Source organism: Paenibacillus albidus (assembly GCF_014644435.1).
GTDB lineage: Bacteria > Bacillota > Bacilli > Paenibacillales > Paenibacillaceae > Paenibacillus_AQ > Paenibacillus_AQ albidus.
Genome location: NZ_BMKR01000017.1, coordinates 40819 through 60880, shown reverse-complemented (window position 1 = coordinate 60880; position 20062 = coordinate 40819). Strand labels below are relative to the sequence as shown.

General features: G+C 49.8%; 13 protein-coding genes. All 13 read left to right on the top strand.

What is annotated here, in order from left to right:
• Window positions 1–102: 102 nt before the first annotated feature.
• The gene (locus IEY53_RS19355; RefSeq protein ID WP_189027871.1) at window positions 103–1029 is read left to right on the top strand and encodes an ABC transporter permease; all 927 of its coding nucleotides are present in this window, start codon (window positions 103–105) and stop codon (window positions 1027–1029) included.
• 17 nt (window positions 1030–1046) lie between these two features.
• Window positions 1047–1973, top strand: coding sequence for a carbohydrate ABC transporter permease (locus IEY53_RS19350; protein WP_189027869.1), 927 nt, complete (start codon window positions 1047–1049; stop codon window positions 1971–1973).
• A 66-nt stretch (window positions 1974–2039) separates the two neighbouring features.
• The gene (locus IEY53_RS19345; protein WP_189027867.1) at window positions 2040–3629 is read left to right on the top strand and encodes a DUF3502 domain-containing protein; all 1590 of its coding nucleotides are present in this window, start codon (window positions 2040–2042) and stop codon (window positions 3627–3629) included.
• Window positions 3630–3733: 104 nt separating this feature from the next.
• Window positions 3734–7423, top strand: a complete 3690-nt coding sequence (locus IEY53_RS19340; protein WP_189027865.1) for a glycosyl hydrolase 53 family protein — start codon at window positions 3734–3736, stop codon at window positions 7421–7423.
• A gap of 117 nt (window positions 7424–7540) precedes the next feature.
• On the top strand, window positions 7541–9901 hold the full coding sequence (locus tag IEY53_RS19335) for a beta-galactosidase (protein WP_189027864.1): 2361 nt from the start codon (window positions 7541–7543) through the stop codon (window positions 9899–9901).
• 164 nt (window positions 9902–10065) lie between these two features.
• Window positions 10066–10983, top strand: coding sequence for a phosphotransferase family protein (locus IEY53_RS19330; protein ID WP_189027862.1), 918 nt, complete (start codon window positions 10066–10068; stop codon window positions 10981–10983).
• A 71-nt stretch (window positions 10984–11054) separates the two neighbouring features.
• A complete protein-coding gene (locus IEY53_RS19325; RefSeq protein WP_189027860.1) occupies window positions 11055–11492 on the top strand; it encodes a HEAT repeat domain-containing protein in 438 nt (145 codons plus the stop codon).
• A 108-nt stretch (window positions 11493–11600) separates the two neighbouring features.
• On the top strand, window positions 11601–13148 hold the full coding sequence (locus tag IEY53_RS19320; protein WP_189027859.1) for a response regulator transcription factor: 1548 nt from the start codon (window positions 11601–11603) through the stop codon (window positions 13146–13148).
• A gap of 203 nt (window positions 13149–13351) precedes the next feature.
• Window positions 13352–14314, top strand: a complete 963-nt coding sequence (locus IEY53_RS19315; RefSeq protein ID WP_189027857.1) for an ABC transporter permease — start codon at window positions 13352–13354, stop codon at window positions 14312–14314.
• A 16-nt stretch (window positions 14315–14330) separates the two neighbouring features.
• Window positions 14331–15200, top strand: coding sequence for a carbohydrate ABC transporter permease (locus IEY53_RS19310; protein WP_189027855.1), 870 nt, complete (start codon window positions 14331–14333; stop codon window positions 15198–15200).
• 29 nt (window positions 15201–15229) lie between these two features.
• Window positions 15230–16888, top strand: a complete 1659-nt coding sequence (locus IEY53_RS19305) for a type 2 periplasmic-binding domain-containing protein (protein ID WP_189027853.1) — start codon at window positions 15230–15232, stop codon at window positions 16886–16888.
• Window positions 16889–16936: 48 nt separating this feature from the next.
• Complete coding sequence (locus IEY53_RS19300) at window positions 16937–18679, top strand: sensor histidine kinase (protein ID WP_189027852.1); 1743 nt, start codon at window positions 16937–16939, stop codon at window positions 18677–18679.
• Between the two features lie 3 nt (window positions 18680–18682).
• Window positions 18683–19975, top strand: coding sequence for an ABC transporter substrate-binding protein (locus IEY53_RS19295; protein WP_189027850.1), 1293 nt, complete (start codon window positions 18683–18685; stop codon window positions 19973–19975).
• Window positions 19976–20062 lie beyond the last annotated feature (87 nt).

Sequence of the window (20062 nt, the reverse complement as noted above, 5' to 3'; positions counted from 1 at the left end):
TGAAAAAGTATTACTTTTAGTTGATGGGCTGAATCCACACCAGTTAAGCGCTTCTTTATAATAAGGCTATAGAGAAATAGTGAGATGGAAAGGGGATTCGAGATGAAACTGAAACAACATGGGTTCTGGGATGATATCAAGAAGTATAGAACCTTACTCCTCATGCTGACTCCAGCAGTACTGTTTTTCCTGCTGTTTGCTTACGTGCCTATGGCGGGTATTGTGCTGGCGTTTAAGGAATACAACTACACAGACGGTATCTTCGGCAGTCCATGGAATGGACTGGACAACTTCAAATTTTTCTTTGGTTCCGGTGATGCCTGGCGCGTAACTCGAAACACCGCGCTGTACAACATTGCATTTATTGTTGTGAACAACGTACTTCAAATCTTTGCGGGCATCCTGCTGTTCGAGGTTGCCGGCAAATGGTTCCGTAAGATTACACAAACGATACTATTCCTGCCATACTTCATTTCCTGGGTTGTGGTTGGAGCCATCGCCTACAACCTGTTCAACTTCGATGTTGGTACCGTTAATGTATTGCTGAAGGGGCTTGGCATGCAGCCAGTCGATATCTATAATACTGCAGCCTATTGGCCGGTTATTCTCGTGGTTGTGTCTGCCTGGAAGGCATTGGGCTACGGAACGATCATGTATCTGGCGGCAATCACCAGCATCGATACGGAAATGTATGAAGCAGCCGAAATTGACGGTGCGAATATTTTCCAGCGCATTATGAAGATTACAATTCCGAACCTGATCCCTACGGTGATCATCCTGGTTCTGCTGGCCATCGGCAACATCTTCCGCGGAGATTTCGGGATGTTCTACAACATGGTCGGCAACAACGGCCTGCTGTTCTCGTCCACCGACGTTATTGATACCTTCGTATTCCGCTCGCTCACAACCTCGAATGAAATCGGGATGTCCGCTGCGGCCGGATTCTATCAATCGCTGCTGGGCTTTGTAACCATCATGCTCGCCAACTACGCGGTACGCAAATACGATAAAGACCGTGCTCTATTCTAGAAAAAGGAGGTAGCCCAATGAGTTCAACTACTGCAAAAATCCAAACTACAAAGGTGCGCAAGCGTGTCAACACGGACCGGCTGATGTTGTCAATCATCGGATACGTGACGCTTACAGTGCTCGCTATATTCTGCATTGTTCCCTTTTTACTGGTGGTGTCCGCCTCTCTAAGTGAGGAGAGCTCTATTATCGAGAAAGGATTCCAGCTTATCCCGTCTACCTTTTCCACGGAAGCCTACAGCTTGCTGTTCAAGTATCCGGCTGATATGCTCAGAGCTTACGGTGTGACGATCTCCGTTACGTTAATCGGCACCGTGCTCGGATTGTTTCTGACTTCCATGACAGCTTACGTACTGTCCCGGAGTGATTTTAAATGGCGCAGCCGCTTCTCTTTCTACTTCTTCTTTACTACTTTGTTCAGCGGTGGCCTGGTTCCCTCGTATCTGTTGATCATCAACTTCCTGCATCTCAAAGATACACTGATGGTGTTGATTCTGCCGATGCTGATGAATGTGTTCTACATTATCGTCATGAAGTCGTTCATGAGCAGTATCCCGGATGCGATTACGGAATCTGCTAAAATTGACGGAGCTGGCGACTTCCGGATTTTCCTGCAGCTGATTGTGCCTTTGTCCAAGCCTGCACTGGCTACGATCGGTTTGTTCATAGCCCTGGGTTACTGGAACGATTGGTACAACGCGCTGCTCTATATTTCCAAGTCCGAATTAATGCCCCTTCAATACTATCTCTACAAAATGCTGGGCAACATGGATGGCATGCGCAAGGCGATGATGGCCTCGGGTGTGGTAGTGAATTCCAATCTGCCTACTGAAAGCTTGAAGATGGCCATGACCATTGTGGCTACTGGACCTATCCTGCTTGCTTATCCTTTCATCCAAAAGTATTTTGTGCAAGGTCTCACGATTGGTGCTGTCAAAGGATAGTCCCGGGGCAACCCGGTTATCAATATATAACCCAACCAACTATTCGATTAGGGGGAAATACCGGTCATGACAAACAAGAAAAAGAAACTCACCATTACGCTGGCAACGATGATGACACTGGGGACAATTCTCAGTGCATGCGGAGGCGGAAACAACAACAATACAGCTGCGGAAGCAACGAACAATGGAGCAACCGCTACTGAAGGAGCAGCCACAAATTCTGGCGCTCCTGACACATCCAAAGAGGTCAAACTGAAAATGCTGCTTGTCGGCGGTCAGCCTGGTGATTACGACAAGGTATTCGGAGAACTGAACACCAAATTAAAGGAAAAAATCAATGCTACTGTGGAAACAGAGTTCCTTGACTGGTCGGACTGGACACAGAAGTATCCGCTGAAATTTGCAGCCAATGAGGATTTTGACCTGGTATACACAGCTAACTGGGCATTTTATAACGATCAGGCACTCAAAGGCGGATTCCTGGAGCTGACGGATGATATGCTGTCCAAGTATATGCCGCAAACCTGGGAAGCCATGCCTAAAGTGAACTGGGAACAAGCAAAAGTGGATGGCAAGCTCTATATGGTGCCAAACAACAACGTTGAGGTTACCGACAAGGTTGTACTGTACCGCGAAGACCTGCGCAAGAAATACAATCTTCCGGAAATCAACAGTCCTGAAACTTATGCCAATTACTTGAAAACGGTTGCTAAAGAAGAAAAAGGCGTATCCGCTTTCGGAGCTAAGCCTGCTGATGGCTGGAAGTTTCATGAGTTAGACCAAACTCTGCTGGAGCAGAACAACAACTTCAACCTGGTGGATGCGAACCTGCTGCCGCTTGCGTACAAGCTGGATGATGCTTCCGGTAAAATATTCAACATCTATGATACTCCAGAATTCACATCATTGCTTAAATACTATAAAGATCTGGCCGACAATGGCGCATGGTCCAAAAACGTAGTCAGCAACAAAAATGATGTATGGCAGGATATCAAAGCCGGGAAGGTTTCCTCTTATGCCCATAACCTGGGTACTGTAGCCGCCAACCTTGCTGAAATGCGCCGCGACAAACCGGATGTAGAGCTTGGAATTGCCGACCTCACTCCGGACAAGAAGAAAATCGCTGCCATCGCGACACAGAATGGTATGTCCGTCCATGCAACCTCGAAGAACGCTGAACGTTCCCTGATGCTGATTGATCTGCTGCAGAATGACAAGGAAATTCACGACTTGACCATGTACGGTATTGCCGGAACCAACTATATTCCTCAAGGCGATGACAAGTACACTGCAGGTCCTGCGGCTGCGAATTACACCGGCTTCTCGAACTGGGGCTGGAACTCCCCGTTGAACCGCCAAGATGCGGCTTATCCAAAGGAAGCTGACGATATGTTCAACACCTGGCAGTCCAGCGTCTATCACTTCCCGCTGGAAACCTTTGTCTTCGACTCGGCTAAAGTAAAGAACGAAGTGGCAAATATCGGGAACGTCATGCTGCGTTACGCTATTCCGCTGGAATACGGATTGATTGATGATATCGAAAAAGGTCAGGCTGACCTGATCAAGCAGCTGAAATCAGCCGGCATTGACAAGGTCCAGACTGAAATGCAATCTCAAATTGATGCCTTCCTGGCAGCGCAAAAAATAGCTGAATAAGAGTGAAGTTTATGTAATGGCTTCCGGGCTGCTCTCAAAGCATGGGCTTTGGGGCAGCCCTTTTTACTCTATATGTTTACAAAATTGATTATGGAGGCTCTAATATGAAAAACAGAAAAAGAGTTTTTGCAATCTTTCTTACATTTGCAATGATTCTATCCATGACATCATTCGGTTTACCCGCAAAGGCAAAAGCTTCATCTGCTCCTGGCTCATTCTCCAAAGGCGCAGATATTAGCTGGCTGCCCCAATTAGAGGCTTTAGGGTATAAATTTTATAATGATCATGGGGAAGAACAGGATCTTCTCCAGATTTTAAAGGATCACGGAATTGATTCCATAAGAATACGGGCTTGGGTTAATCCCTCAGATGACCCTTCCAATGGTCATAACAGTACAGAAGAAGTGGTTGCATTAGCGTCTCGTGTAAGCGCTCTCGGTTTCAGGGTTATGATTGATTTACACTACAGCGATACTTGGGCTGATCCCGGGAAACAGATCACACCTAAAGCATGGGCTAATGATAATTTAGATCAATTAAAAGTACATGTATCGGAATATACTTCTGAGGTGATGAATGCTCTAAAAGAAGCCGGCGTAACACCAGAGTGGGTACAAATAGGAAATGAAATTAATAATGGCATGCTGCATCCGTTGGGGAGTTATAGCAATACGTCCAACCTCGTTCAACTGATTCAAGCCGGATCAAGCGCAGCCAAAGCAGTTTTTCCCGGGATTAAGGTTATCATCCATAGAGCAAATGGAGCAGAAGCTGGCGTTGATTCGTATTATGCCGGTCTCGTAGCTGCCGGCCTCAAAGATAGCGATTACGATATCATAGGCTTGTCCTATTATCCGGATTCAGTCTTTACATCCTCAATTAATGAATTAAGCGAAAACATGAATAAACTGGAAGCGAAATATGGGAAGGAAGTTATGGTAGTTGAAGTCGGGGGGGACGTTTCCAAGGATGTCGATAGCGTTTATAACATGCTTGTAGCCGTTCAAAATAAACTGCATGCCGTTCCAAACAATATGGGAACCGGTATATTTTACTGGGAACCCACAGGAATCATGTTTGGCTATCCCTTATCCGCATGGAACATAGATGGCACACCGACATTCGCTATGGATGCATTCATTAATGGCGCTGCCGAAATCAACCGGAATCCGGTTGTATCGGTGGCTCTTGATAAGCATACGGCTATTATTGAAGTTGGTGGGACGGATAAATTATCAGCACTCATCAATCCTATGAATGCAACCTATAAAGGAGTTGCATTTACAAGTTCCAAGCCGGAAGTTGTCAAAGTAGACCCTTATAATGGGACTATTTCTGGGATTTCCACTGGAGCTGCAACTGTATCGGCTGTTACCTATGACGGAGGTTTTACTGCCTCTACCGAAGTTACCGTAGTCCCTAGTACAAGTTTGATACAGAACCCTGGTTTTGAAGACGGGTTGAATTCGTGGACCATTTCAGGGGATGCAAGCGCGGTTAGCACAGATATTGACGTACACTCCGGTACATTGGCATTACACTACTATAGTGCAAATCCTGCTGAATTCACTGCTTCTCAAACCATCACGGGGCTGGAAAATGGAACATATTCATTATCGGCTTGGGTCTCCGGCGGCGGTGGTGAAGAAGTTTCGGAGATTTTTGCCGGTAGCGCAACTCAGAGCTTTACTAATACAGGTTGGAGACAATGGAGCAAGCCAACTCTAGATAATATTGAAGTTACGGATGGAAAGCTAACCGTAGGTGCCCATTTTAAACTTTCTGGCGAGCAGTGGGGAAACATTGACGATTTCGAGCTGATCAAGAAAGATAACACCCGATTGGCAGATTTAAAAGTGAATGATGCTACGGTTCCGGGATTTGATCCAAACATTCAGGACTATGATGTGGTTCTGCCGTATGGTACGACTACCATACCTTCAGTTGCGGCAACAGCAGCAGACGGCGGAGTGGCAGTGATTACACAAGCAACGGCTTTGCCTGGCAGCGCAAAGGTTATTGTAACGGGGGAAGGGACAAGAACGTATACCCTTCATTTCACTGTGGACCCGAACCCTGTTATAAATCCCGGCTTTGAAAAGGTCAATGGAGAGGGTTCTCCTGAAGGGTGGACCATTCCTGATTCTACGCCATTAGCATCGAATTCCGCCTATACAGGTACAAAGTCACTTGGGTTTTGGAAGAAAACGGCATATACATTTGAAGCATTTCAGACGATTACCGGCTTGACGAATGGAACCTATACTTTGTCGGCTTGGTCGCAGGGCGCTGGCGAAGAAATGAAGAATCAGTTGTATGCAATTAGTGGTGATCAGGCCCAATTAACTTCCAGCTTTGCGAATAAGGGTTGGAATGTGTGGAACAAAGCAGCCATTGAAAATATTAAGGTCATTGACGGAACGCTGAAAATAGGGGTTTCTCTGGATGCGAAGCCTGGGGACTGGGGTTCTTATGACGATTTTGTTCTAGTTAAAACCAGTGATGCCCCGGGGACGCAAGTTCCCCCAACTAGTGGAGATACCGGCAATAATCCTTCCGGCAGCGGTACCGGGGGAGTTAGTACGCCAAAAACAGAGCCTGTTCCTCTTATCACTGGCAACACAACATTTTATACCGTTATGATCAAGGCATTAAAGGATACGGCAACAAATATAGCCACTGCCAAGCTTGATTCGAGCGTGATCACCGACCTGGTCCAAAAGGTCAAAGAGTCTGAAGCCGCCGGACAAAAAGTAGTGATTGTTATCAAGATTGATGCTGCAGCAAATGAAAAGTCTGTCCATTTAGTAATTCCGAAGGAAGCTCTCAAACCGTTAGCCGACACGACAAAAGCAGATCTAAGAGTGGATGCAGGCATTGCTGTGATCACCTTTGATCCAAAAGCAGCAGCTGCCATTGGTGGTAGTACAGGTGCGGAAAGCATAATAAGCATCAAGAAGCTTGCTAAATCCGACCTGCCAGAAAATGTTCAGAATAAAGTAGGGGACAGATCGGTTTTTGATTTCTCTGTAAAAGCAGGTGATGCTGAAATTACAGACTTCAACGGAGGAAAGTTAAAGATTAGCATACCTTATATTCCGATGACGAGTGAAAAGAAGAATGCCATTGTTGCATATTACATCGACAAAGCAGGAAACCTCAAACCGGTTAGGGGAGGTTATGATGCGTCAACAGGGAAAGTTAACTTTCAGACAACCCATTTCTCAAATTATGCAGTGGGATATAACGAAGTGAAATTCAATGATGTCAGCTCGGAGAACTGGTATAGCGATGCCGTTGGGTATCTGGCGGCAAGAGGGATTGCGAATGGCGTTGGAGGCAGTACATTTGCACCTGACAAAAACGTGACGCGGGCAGACTTCCTGATGATGGTCATGAAAGCTTACGGGATCGGGACAGATGCCATAATAACCGATAATTTCTTAGATGCAGGCAATAAGTACTATACCGAGTATCTGGGCACTGCGCGTAAATTAGGGTTGGTTTCTGGTGTGGACGGCAATAAATTTATGCCGGAAGCAACGATAAGCCGACAAGATATGTCTGTTATTCTTTACAACATTCTGAAGCAGCTGGACGAGCTGCCAACCGGTAAAAATGGTAAGGGCTATGAAAACTATGTTGATGCAGCTGCTGTAGCTGGTTATGCCAAAGATTCGATGAAGTTATTAGTGGATACGGGATGGATTACAGGAAACGGGAATGAACTTGATCCTAAGGCCTCTGCTACCCGAGCACAAGTTGCACAGATAATTTACAACTGTATTCAATAAATAATATGGTTTTCCTCCCACCGTGGAATCCAAATCCAGAAGTGCGGACAGTGTCCACCGAGAAGGCGGCGGAGAAGCGAATCGAAAAGCATTCTTCTAAAAGGGAGCTACAAAAAAATGGAATATAACATTCAGGCGGGCGTTGCCCCAAAAGATATCTATCCCGCATCCTTGCGGTTAGGCGGAACCAATCCGCAAGGGGATAAGATCAGCTTCACCAATTATTATATGGAATGGAACGGTAAGCCTTATTTCGCGATTTGCGGCGAGTTCCATTATTCCCGCTACCCGGAAACAGAGTGGGAAGCGGAAATCCGCAAGATGAAGATGTCAGGCATCAACGTCCTGGCCACTTATATCTTCTGGAATCACCATGAAGAGACCGAAGGGGCATTCGATTGGGAAGGGAACCGGAACTTGCGCCAATTTGTGGAGCTGTGCGGACGCGTTGGCCTGCATGTGATCTTGCGTATTGGACCTTTTTGCCATGGGGAGGTGCGCAATGGCGGGTTGCCGGACTGGCTGTTCGGGCGGTCCTTTGATGTCCGCTCCAATGATGAGGGGTATCTGCATTACGTGCGGATTCTGGTAAATGAGATTGGCCGTCAGGCCAAAGGGCTGATGTTCAAGGACGGCGGTCCGGTGATCGGGGTTCAGCTTGAGAATGAGTTCAATGCTGCGGCGGCTTTATGGGAGATGACGGCCAAGCAGGGCGACGAATATCTGAGAGGCGGAATGGGCGGCGAAGCCGGAGCGGAGCATATGCGCTTACTCAAACAGTATGCCGTTGAAGCCGGGATGGTAACGCCAATCTATACCAGCACGGGCTGGGGAGATGCCCCTTTCCTTGAAGATGAAGTGCTTCCGCTCTATGGCGGTTACGCTTATACACCCTGGAGTGTCAGCGAGCAGCACCCGGATCAGCAGGCGACGCAAGAGTATCTGTTCATGAATTATCATGATGAGCAGGCCGAGACCGGGGAGTTCCATCCGCCTTATGCCCGGACCAAATATCCTTTCGCCTGCTGTGAGATGGGGGGCGGGATGCAGACCTGGTATCTGTCGCGCTTTCAGGTAGAGCCGGAGAGCGTGATGGCGATGAGCCTGATGAAAATCGCCGGCGGCTGCAACTTTGTCGGCTATTACATGTTCCATGGGGGGACGAATCCTGTCGGCCAGACGGGTTATCTGAACGAGAGTACGACACCAAGAATCACCTATGACTTCCAGGCGCCGATTGGTGAGTTCGGACAGGTCCGCGCGTCGAATCATTTGTTGCGTCCGCTGCATTATTTCCTGCACCAGTTCGCGGAACGTCTCGCGCCTATGGCAACGGTTCTGCCCGAAGGTTCTGCAGACATCACTCCGGATGATGCGCATACGCTGCGCTACGCTGTCCGCACGGACGGGAAGTCGGGCTTCCTGTTCGTCAATAATTATCAGGATCACATCGAGATGGATACCCATGAAGAGGTCCAGTTCGCGGTTGAACTGGCAGGGGAGACCCTTAGATTCCCGCAGAAGACCTCGCTGACGATTCGGCAAAAGGCTTCATTGATGTTTCCGTTCAACTTCGCACTGGACGGTCTGAATCTGATGTATGCGACCGCCCAGCCCGTAACGGCTGTAGCCTCGGAGGCAGCCATCACTTATTTCTTCGCCATGCCTGAAGGCGTGGATGGTGAATTTAAGTTGGCCGGACAAGAGATCATTAGCGTGGATATGGATGCAGGCACAGCGGCGGTTGAGGCTGATGGTGCATACAGTGTAGTCATCCCGCATGACCGTTCAGCGATGATCCGCATTGCGCGGAATGGGGCCAAGGAAGTCCGCATCTACGCGATGAATGCCCAGGACGCCTCTGCGCTGTGGGTAATGAACAATGACGGACATACACGGATTTTGTTCTCGGAAACTCCGCTTGTGGAGACGGCGGAAGGAATCGAGTTCTTCAGCACCGGACAGGGGAGTTTCACCTTCCGTGAATATAGAGGACAAGGGCAGGCGGCACCGCGGTGGAGTACTGCACAGACCGGCTGCTCCATCTCCGAGCGGCACGACGAGTGGTTCTACAGCTATGATATCGAGATTCCGGTGAAGGAGATCGAGCTGACGATCCGGCGGATTCATGATCATAAGATGGCTGTGCAGGTTCCCGCCGATCTGTTAAAAGGTGTAGAGGAGGTCCTCCTGAAGATTGATTACACGGGCAACGTGGGTTATGCCTTTTCCAAAGGCCGGTTGTTCCACGACCACTTCTATAACGGCCAGCCGTGGGAAATAGGTCTGTCCCGGTTCCGGCATGTCGTCCGCGGGGGCGAGATCATTCTGGAGACCACTCCGCTGCGTAAAGGCATCATGACCATCGTCGCCGATGCGGCCATGGCGGTCGAGAAGCAGTTCACCGGAGAGTCGACGGCAGTATTTCATAAGGTCACGGCTGAACCGGTGTACCGGGTGTGTTTAGTGAGCGGATGAATGGGGGAGCAGAGCGATTGGAACAACGGTCCGTTCCGGAGCATCCACACGCGTGCTAGTGTTTATCCCACTTGTGCTTGCGGTAGATGAAGCGTCATGAGACAATCCTGGGTAGAGCGGCAGAACGGCGGCGGAACAGACTCTAAGGATGGAGGGGACGCTGAGTGGATACCATCACCGGCATACCAGGAAGTGAAGCCTGGACTGTGATTCAGCCTATATTGAAAGGCTGGTCCAGCGACCGCAAATATTTCATTGAGGATAAAGAGGGGCAGAAACGGCTGCTGAGGCTGTCGGACCGGGAAACCTATGACCGTAAGCGGGAGGAATATGAGATGATTCAGCGGGTCAATCCGCTGGATTTTCCAATGTCACGGGCAGTAGATTTTGGCATCACTACTCAGGGAGAGAACATCTATATGCTGCTTACCTGGGTGGAGGGGCGTCCGCTCGAAGAATGTCTCCTATCCTTTACCGAACAAGAACAGTATCGGCTTGGTACGGAAGCAGGCGGTATTCTTAAGCGCATTCACTCCATTCCGAATTATGAGGACCTCTCGGGTTGGGAGGACCGGATGAAGCAGAAGATTTTGGACAAAATTAAAGAATATGAGCACTGCCCTTACCGCATTCCGGGTGACGAAGCCGCGCTTGCCTATGTGAGAGGCAATATTGGCCTCATTGTAGACACCCACAAAGTCTATCAGCACAGGGACTTTCATATCGGCAATCTGATCTACACGTCAGAGGGACGGATCGGTGTCATTGATTTCAACCGCTCCGGCAGCGGCGATTACGTGGAAGAGTTCTACAAATTGCAGTCTTTTGACCGGGAGAGAAGCCTGGCTTTTGCCCAAGGAAAGCTCGACGGCTACTTTGGGGGTCCCCCTCCGGAATCCTTCTGGAAGAGACTTGCAGTGTACGTTGCTTTCGCTTCCCTCAGCTCGATCCAATGGGCCATCCCGTACGGTCAGGAAGATATTGAGGGCATGCAGGCCCGTTGTGAGCTGGCTTTGGCGGATTATGAGCAGTTTACACGAGTGATCCCGGGCTGGTACCGCCCTTTTTGGCGAAAAGATTGATATTATGGAGAACAGTACGGTAAAATTGCAGTATCTCACATTAGATTGAACATAGAAGGGAATTGTGTCGTTTGAATAATGAAGAACTGAATCAGGAATTGCCTGAGAATTACGAGGTATTGAAGAAAGAGGCTAACCGCTCTGCGGATTGGAAAGCGCGCCTTGCCGCAGTGGAAGAGCTGGGCCAGACGCATCATAAACAAATCGTTGATATCCTGACACGCCTTATGGACAGTGATCCTGTATATACCGTGCAAGAAGCGGCTTATCTGAAGCTGAAGGCTTTTGGTGAAGATGTGAAGGCCCCTTCCAAGAACAAGCCGGAGCTGGTAAAGGGCGTCTCCAAGATTCTGCTGAGAATCAAGAAGAGCTTGCCGCGGGACCATTCCTACGAAGAATTCAAAGAGAAGCTTAAGAAGATGAGAATCGACGTATACGATACGTACGAAGGCGAAAAAGGCGCAGACTTTGATGCTTGGCTGAACAAAATGTGGACATCGGCGAAATAAGCCGCTTCCCGTGTTACCCGGGACTGGTTGCCGCCTGTAGAGGCGAATGCAGCCGGTCTTTTTGAACTTCAATGTGAAAGCGCTTAATATACCAAGAGGAGGTACACCATGCAAAAGGTGCTGCTCGTGGATGATGAATTTATTATTCTGGACGGAATTTCGTCGGTGATGAATTGGGCGTCCCTTGGCGCTGAGCTGACTGGAACGGCACAGAACGGCTTCGAGGCGCTTGCGCTGGTGGACAAGGACCCGCCCGATATTGTAATTACGGATATTCGCATGCCAGGAATGGACGGACTTGCGCTGGTGGCGAAGGTTGCCGCGCTCTATCCGGATATCTCTTTTATTATGTTGACCGGTTTCTCCGAATTCGATTACGCCAAGGCGGCGATGCAGTATGGCGTCAGACACTATTTGCTGAAGCCTTGCAGCGAGGAGAGCCTGGGGGAAGCTTTAAGGGAGCTGATAGTCGAACGAGAGGAACAGGCGGGCCGTGAAGCTTTTTTTGAATCCGTCAAATACGGTCTGGAGCGTGTGCTGCCGCATGCCAAGGAACAGTTCCTGAAGGAGCTGGTCACGAACAAAACCTATGGCCAGCAGGAATGGCGGTATTTCGGGGACTTGTTCGGACTGCATTTCCAGAACCGGCGTGTCCGGCTGCTGCTCGTGGAAATGGAAGGCGAACATGAATATGAGCATCTCTTTGCTGTGCGGAATCTGGCTGCCGATATTCTGCAGTCACTGCTTCTGAGCACAACGGTGGGCGGACGGGTGCTGCTGATGATGGAAGACGAGCTTGCGGAAGCGGAATTGTTTGAGCGGATCAATACACTCCGCGGCACGTTCATCGATTATTATCATACCGACATCACTGCTGCGCTCAGCGATGCCGGGGAGCTTGCCCAGGTGCGGCGGCTTTATGCACAGACGGTTGACTGCCTGAATCACCGCTTTTACCTGGGCGAAGGCAGCCTGATTACGGAGAAAGATATCTCCGTTGCGGGCGAAGATATGGACATGGGCCTCCAATACGACCAGGAACGGCTGGTGCTGCTGATCAAGGCCGGGCACTGGGATGAAGTGGAACGTGAACTTGCGGCACTGCTTGGGCTGCTGCTGGCGCTGAAATACGATATCGCCAAGACCAAATCCCATCTCATCCAGCTGTTCATGGAGATGATCCGCTTATGCGGGGAGGAGCAGATGCGGGCCTATATGGATCAGCTGCCGAGCATCCTTGAGCTGAAGACGCTGCAGTCGGTGCAGCAGGCCATCCTCACCATTGCCAGAGAGATCACGCTGGAACGCTACGAACGCAACCGCAGCAAGCAGTCGCAGATGGTCCTGGAGGTAAAACACATTGTGCACCGCAAATATGGGGATGAGACACTGACTCTCCAGACGGTGGCCAACGAAATCTATATGAATCCCGATTATATCAGCAAGATGTTCAAGAAGGAGACCGGTGAGAAATTCACCAATTATGTCATGAACTACCGGATGCAGAAGGCGCTGGAGCATATGGAACGAGGAGCGTGCAGCACGGTATCGGCACTGGCCGAAGAGACCGGATTTGGCGATAATGTCTCCTATTTCAGCAAAATGTTCAAGAAACACACCGGATGCTCCCCCTCCGAGTACAACAAAGCACCGTAGCTATTGTAGAGCTACCGCAGCACCCTAAGCAGCCGGCATTTCGCCGGCGCGGGGTGCTTTTTACTGTGGTTACGCTTACAAAAAGTCATCGGTTTTAGACCAATGAAGAGCGGATATGAACATGGGAAAACCCTCTTAAGCCTTGTAAAGTAAGGACATAGCTGAATACATGATTTGAAAATAACAGGAACGGGGGTACAACCATGGAGCTGAAGCATCAGCTGCCCGCAGAGCACACCCGCAGGAAGACCGGCAAGCTGTTTTTCCTGAAGAAGGAGCTGCTGCGGAATAAATATGTCTATCTCATGCTGATCCCGGTCGTGGCTTATTATTTGATTTTTAGCTACGGGCCGATGTACGGTCTGGTGATGGCTTTTCAGAAGTCCTACAGTCCGATTAAGGGCATATGGGCAGGGGAATGGATTGGACTGGATAATTTCAAGATGTTTTTTGACAGCTATTATTTCTGGCGGATCATTAAGAATACCTTGATACTCAGCTTTTACAGCATTCTCTTCGGGTTCCCGGCCCCGATTATTCTGGCCCTCCTGCTGCACGAGGTGCGGAAGAAATGGTTCAGAAGCACGGTGCAGACGGTCAGCTATATGCCGCATTTTATTTCTGTTGTGGTTGTGGTCGGTATGCTCAAGACGTTCTCCGCGTTGGATGGCGGGCTGTTTAATGTGGTCCGCAGCTTCTTCGATATGCAGCCGGTCATGTTCCTGGCGGAAAAGGATATGTTCAGGCCCTTATACATACTCTCCAACATTTGGCAGGGCGCGGGCTGGGCATCCATTATCTTTTTGGCGGCGCTGAGCGGGATTGATCCCCAACTGTATGAGGCTTCAAAGATCGACGGCGCGGGCCGATGGAAGCAGCTGCTGCATGTGACTTTGCCGGGCATTATGCCAACGGTTGTAGTTATGCTGATCCTCCGTTTGGGTGCGGTGATGAACTCTGATTTTCAAAAAATCCTGCTGATGCAGACAGCTCCTACCTATGAGACATCCGATGTGATCTCCACCTTTGTCTATCGCTCAGGGATTCTGGAAGGCAATTATACCTATTCGACAGCGATTGGGCTTATTAATGGAGTGATTAATTTCTCACTGTTATTGATGGCTAACTCTATCAGCAAAAAAGTGAATTCGACCAGTCTATGGTAAACAGGAGGGAGTTTACATGAAACGTTCGGCCGGTGAGTATCTCTTCGATGGGTTCAATGTCCTGCTGCTCTGCTGCATTATGGCCATTTCGATCTATCCGCTGCTCTATGTGTTCAATTCCTCCATCAGCGACCCGGATGCATTAATGCGTTCCCGCTCGCTTATGCTGCTGCCGGAAGGTTTTCAGCTGGAGGCTTACAAGGTTGTCTTTCAGAATCCGAAGATTTACACCGGATATTTGAATACGCTTTTTTATGTAATTGTAGGAACTCTTGTTAATCTGCTGATGACATCCCTGGCTGCCTACGGCTTGTCCAGAATGGATCTCTATGGGCGCAAGACGCTGATGAAGCTGATCACGTTCACGATGTTTTTTGGCGGGGGTATGATTCCGACGTTCCTGCTCGTGCAGAATTTGGGGCTGGTGGATACCCGCTGGGCGATTATTATCCCCGGGGCGATCAGCACCTTTTACTTCCTGATTATGAAAACAAGCTTCGAGAGTATCCCGGAGAGTCTGATTGAATCGGCCAAGCTGGACGGGGCGAACGACTTCCTGATCCTGTTCCGCATCGTGCTGCCGCTCTCCAAATCGATACTGGCGGTAATGACGCTTTATTATGCCGTTGACCACTGGAATGATTTCGTGGGCCCGATGCTGTATCTGCGCAGCCAGGACCTGTATCCGATCCAGATTATTATGCGCGATATCCTGATCAGCAGCAGTACGGAATCCATGGGCGCGGGAGCGGACACGGGGTTTGCGATTGGAGAGAACATTAAATACGCTACGATCATTATTTCAACGCTGCCCATTATGCTGGTGTATCCGTTTATTCAGAAATATTTTGTTCAAGGCGCCTTAATCGGTGCCGTGAAACAATAAATATCACTTACTTATGGAGGGATTTATCGGTGAAAAAGAACATAGGGGCCATGATGGCATGCTCGGCACTTTTTGCAGGACTGCTGAGCGGATGCTCGGGAAAAGAAACGGAGAATGGGCCGGCGAACAGTGCTGCTACAGACCCTGCGGCAAAACCCGCTGAAGTGCTGACGGAAATCCCGCTGCCGATCGTAAAGGAACCGTTCACCATTAATTACTGGCGTGCCAATGACGCGAAGCTGACGGCTTCGATGGAAGGTTTTGCCGACAATAAGGCATACCAGAAAAAAGCGGAGCTGACCGGTATTGAGGCCAAGTTCACACATCCGCCGCTCGGGCAGCAGAAAGATCAATTCAATCTGCTCATTGCTACCAAAGAGTTGCCAGATGTGATCTATTATAACTGGGCGGATGCCGTAGGCGGCCCGGAGAAGATGATTGAGGACGGCCGGATTATCCGCCTCAATGAGCTGATCGATCAATATGCCCCCAATCTCAAAAAAATCATCGACTCCGATCCGGAGGTGCGCAAGCAGATTACACTCGATGACGGAACCATCTACATGTTCCCGCTGCTCAAACTGGATGCGCTTAAACTGAATGCAACCTCGGGCCTGATCATGCGCAAGGATTGGCTGGACCAGTTGGGTCTTTCCGTGCCGACTAACATTGATGAATGGTACACTGTACTAAAGGCGTTTAAAGAAAAGGACCCGAACGGAAACGGCAAGCAAGATGAACTGCCCTTTACCGGCAATTGGGGCCCCGGCAATTTAACCAAGCTGCATGATTTAGCACCTGCTTTTGGCGTGATCGGCGGGTTCCAGATAACAGGCGATAAGGTGGAGTTTGGCCCTATTCAGCCGGGATACAAGGATTTCCTCGAAACCATGTCCAAGTGGTATGCCGAAGGGCTGATTGATCCTGAGATCATGACCAATGACGGCAAGGCGTTTGACTACAAGGTCACGAATAATTTGGCGGGCGCCTATCAGGGCGGCGTATTCAGTGGAATGGGTAAATACTTCAACCTGATGCGTGAAGACAACCCGGATTTCAACCTCACGGGAGTACCTTCGCCGGTTGCGCCGGATGGCACAGCCTATGCCGCTTTTAATATGAACAACAAAGTATTGACCTACGGTGAAGCGATTACTTCGGGTGCCGATGAAGACAAGCTGAAGTATATCGTTCAGTGGATGGATTTCAACTACAGTCCTGAAGGGCATGATCTGTTCAATTTCGGGATTGAAGGGGAGAGTTATGTCAAGGAAGGCGATGTCGTCAAGTTCACTGATACGATCTTTAAGAATCCGCAGGGATTGACTTATGATCAGGCGCTTGCTTCGTACGCGTTATCCATTATGGACGGGCCGATCGATCAGGACAGCAAGTACCTGGATGCCCTGTTGATCGATGAAGGGCAGAAGCAGGCCAATGTCTCCTGGATGACACAAAGCTCGGACCTGACCTTGCCGCCGATCCGCCTGACAACGGACGAAGCCAGCCAGGTGACCTCTATTATGAGCCAGATCAATACTTACCTGAATGAGACAATGACCGCCATCATCAACGGCCAGAAGCCGATTAGTGAATTCGACAAGATGGTGGATACCATCAAGGGAATGGGGATCGAAGAGGCCGTGAAAGCCCATCAGGCAGCCTACGAAAGATACCAGGCTAAATAGAAACGGGCTAAAGCCGGAGCATGACGGATACAAAGGAGTCGCTGCCGGATGAAGGCATACCGGAATTTAAGCATTAAGCTGAAGGTGTTTCTCACGATTATACTGCTCATGATTATCATCATAACCTTGGCTTTTGGCTCTTTGTATTACGTCTATTCCATCTATGACAAACAGCTGTATGACAAATCCTACCGGCTGCTTAATCTCTCCTCCACCACGGTGGATATGGAGCTGAAGAAGCTTGAAGCCATGACCCTGACAATCATAGCCGACAGGCAGATTCAGCAGAGCCTGTGGGATTTGCGCCACAATGATGCCGACTATTCGGGATATATCACCCGGAGTACTATCACGGACCGGCTCTGGACCCATATCAGCACCGCCGAGCGTTACGTCCAGTCGGTGCATCTGATTGATCCTACGGGCCGGATCAGCAATTATGGCGAGACGCTGACCTTCCCGCAGGATAAATACAAGCGTATGATCGCCGAGGCCGCCAGCGGCAAAGGAGCTGTCCGCTGGCTCTATCCCGACGATACGGACCGGATGCTGATGATGGTCAGGGAAGTCCGTGCCTTCGATCCCATGACCCTGGAGAAGATCGGCACTTTATTCCTGCGGATCAATATTGAGCGGCTGGTCGAGGATTATGCCGGAATGGCTTCCGGCCATAGCGATATTGTCCTGAAATCAGGCGATGATCTGGTCTATCCGTACCGTGGAATTCCATCCGGCGTGACCGGGGTTATGCAAGCTCAGAATTCCCGCGAGGGGTATGAAATCAAGGAGGTTGACGGCGATATCCTCTTCCTGTCCCAGAAAAAATCCGCTTATACCGGATGGACCTACTATAATTATGTGCCTTACAAGGATATTTTCGAGAAAATCCTGTGGGTGAAACGTGCCATGATTATCGTCTTTGGGCTGGCGGTTCTGCTTGTAATTGCGCTGGGAATCAGGTTTGCCCGCAATTTGACCCGGCCGATCCGGCTGCTCATCAGCCAGATGAAAGAGGTGCAGTATGGGGATCTGGACAGCAGCGGCATTCCCGTGGCCCCGGCGGCATTTCCGCAGATGGATGAGGTGGGGCTGCTGCAGCGTACCTTCCGGCTGATGATCACCCGCATCAATACCTTAATCAAGGAGAATTATGCCAACCAGCTGGTGATTAAAGAGACGGAATTCAAGGCACTGCAGGCACAGATTAATCCGCATTTTCTCTACAATTCACTGGATTCCATTCACTGGCTGGCCAAGAAAAGCGGACATGGGCAAATTTCAAGCATGGTGGTTTCCCTCGCCTATTTGCTGCGCTCCTCCATCAGCTTGAAGCAGAATGTGATTACAGTCGCCCAGGAACTGGAGATCGTAAGCCACTACATTACCATCCAGACGCACCGGTTTCAGCATCGGCTTGATTTCCGAATGGAGGTCCCGGAGGTGTATTATTCCGCAGCCATTCCCAAGCTGACACTTCAGCCTTTACTGGAGAATGCCATTCAGTATGGTGTGGAGACGATGATTGAGCCGTGCAGTATCCGCCTGTATGCCGGGCAGCAGGAAGGGATGCTGGCCATTACCGTGGAAGACCGCGGTCCCGGAATGGAAGAAGAGTTCGTAAGCCGGGTCCTCAGCGGCGAGGTTCAGACCCGGGGCACAGGCATCGGACTGCTCAATATCCGTGACCGGGTCCGGCTTGCCTTCGGTGACAGCTATGGAATTAAAGTGGAAAGCACGCCGGGATTCGGGACAAAGGTCAGTGTGCTGCTTCCGTTACCGCAGGAGGAATAAACGATGGGTAAACACATATCGAGGTTCATGATCATCGTACTGCTGACGGTTCTGACTGGCTGCACTGGGCAGCCTGCCGCGGAAGGGGGACATACGGAGGCTGAGAACATTACACTGCGTATCGCCTGGTGGGGCGGCGAGTTCAGGAATGAGGCCACGATAGGGGTCATCAAGATGTATGAGCAGCAGCATCCCAATGTGCATATTGAATTCGAGTACAGCGGTTTCAACGAATATTGGAAAAAGCTTGCGCCAAGCGCAGCCGGAAATGTACTGCCGGATATCCTCCAGATGGATGTCTCCTATCTAACCCAATACAGCAGCCTGGATCTGTTGGAGGATCTGTCGCCTTATCTCCATCAAGGCGGGATTGATCCCACTTTTATTAGTGAGTCCAATCTGTCCGGAGGCAGACTGGACGGCAAACTGTATGGGATCAGCCTGGGCGTCAATGCGCTCAGCACCTTTTACGACCCCGAAGTGTTCAAGGCGAACGGAATTGCTCCGCCTGCAGAATCCTGGACCTGGGCAGATCTGGATACGATGGGGGAAGCGCTTAAGGGAAAAGGAACATACCTCGGCACCTATCTGACGCCGGAGCAGTTCTTCTCTTATTATTTGCGGCAGCAGGGTGCATCCTTGTTCTCCAAGGATGGTGAGGGCCTTGGATACGAAGAGGACAGGCTGTTCACGGATTACTTCGGGCGGATGCAGCGTCTGGCCAGAGATAAGCTTATTTTTGCCCCGGATATCTGGATGTTCAATATCAAGAACCCGGCAGAAGACCCCTTTTATAAAGGCGAGGCTTTGCTGGGTTGGGGATATTCCAACCAGTTCATCAGCACAGTTGAGCGCTACGGCAAACCATTGGCGATTGCTCCCATGCCGGGTCCGGATCAAGCACGGGGAATGTTCCTTAAGCCCAGCATGTTCTTTTCCATGGCCAAAAGCTCCAGGCACAAGGAGGAAGCCGCAAAGTTTCTGGACTTCTTCGTCAATGATGTGGAAGCCAATAAGCTGCTGAAAGGCGAACGGGGCGTACCGGTATCCTCCAAAGTAAAAGAAGAGCTGAAGCCGTTCCTGGAGCCGGAAATGGTTCAGGTTGTGGAATATATCGACTGGGTGGAGCAGAACAGCAGCCCGATGGACCCGCCGGAGCCTGTGTTGACCTCGAAGGTGGTAAGCGAACTGCGCAGTCTGTATGATCTGCTGCTGTTCGGCCAGATCACGCCGGAGGCTGCAGCGGCCGAGTTCCGGCTGAAGGCGGTGGGAATACTGAAAGGCAACTACAAATAAATGAATGAGAGAGGTAAGGTTGCCCGAAGAGTAGAATCCGATCTAATGGTTGACAATTGCTGGATTTCTATGTACCGTATAACTAAT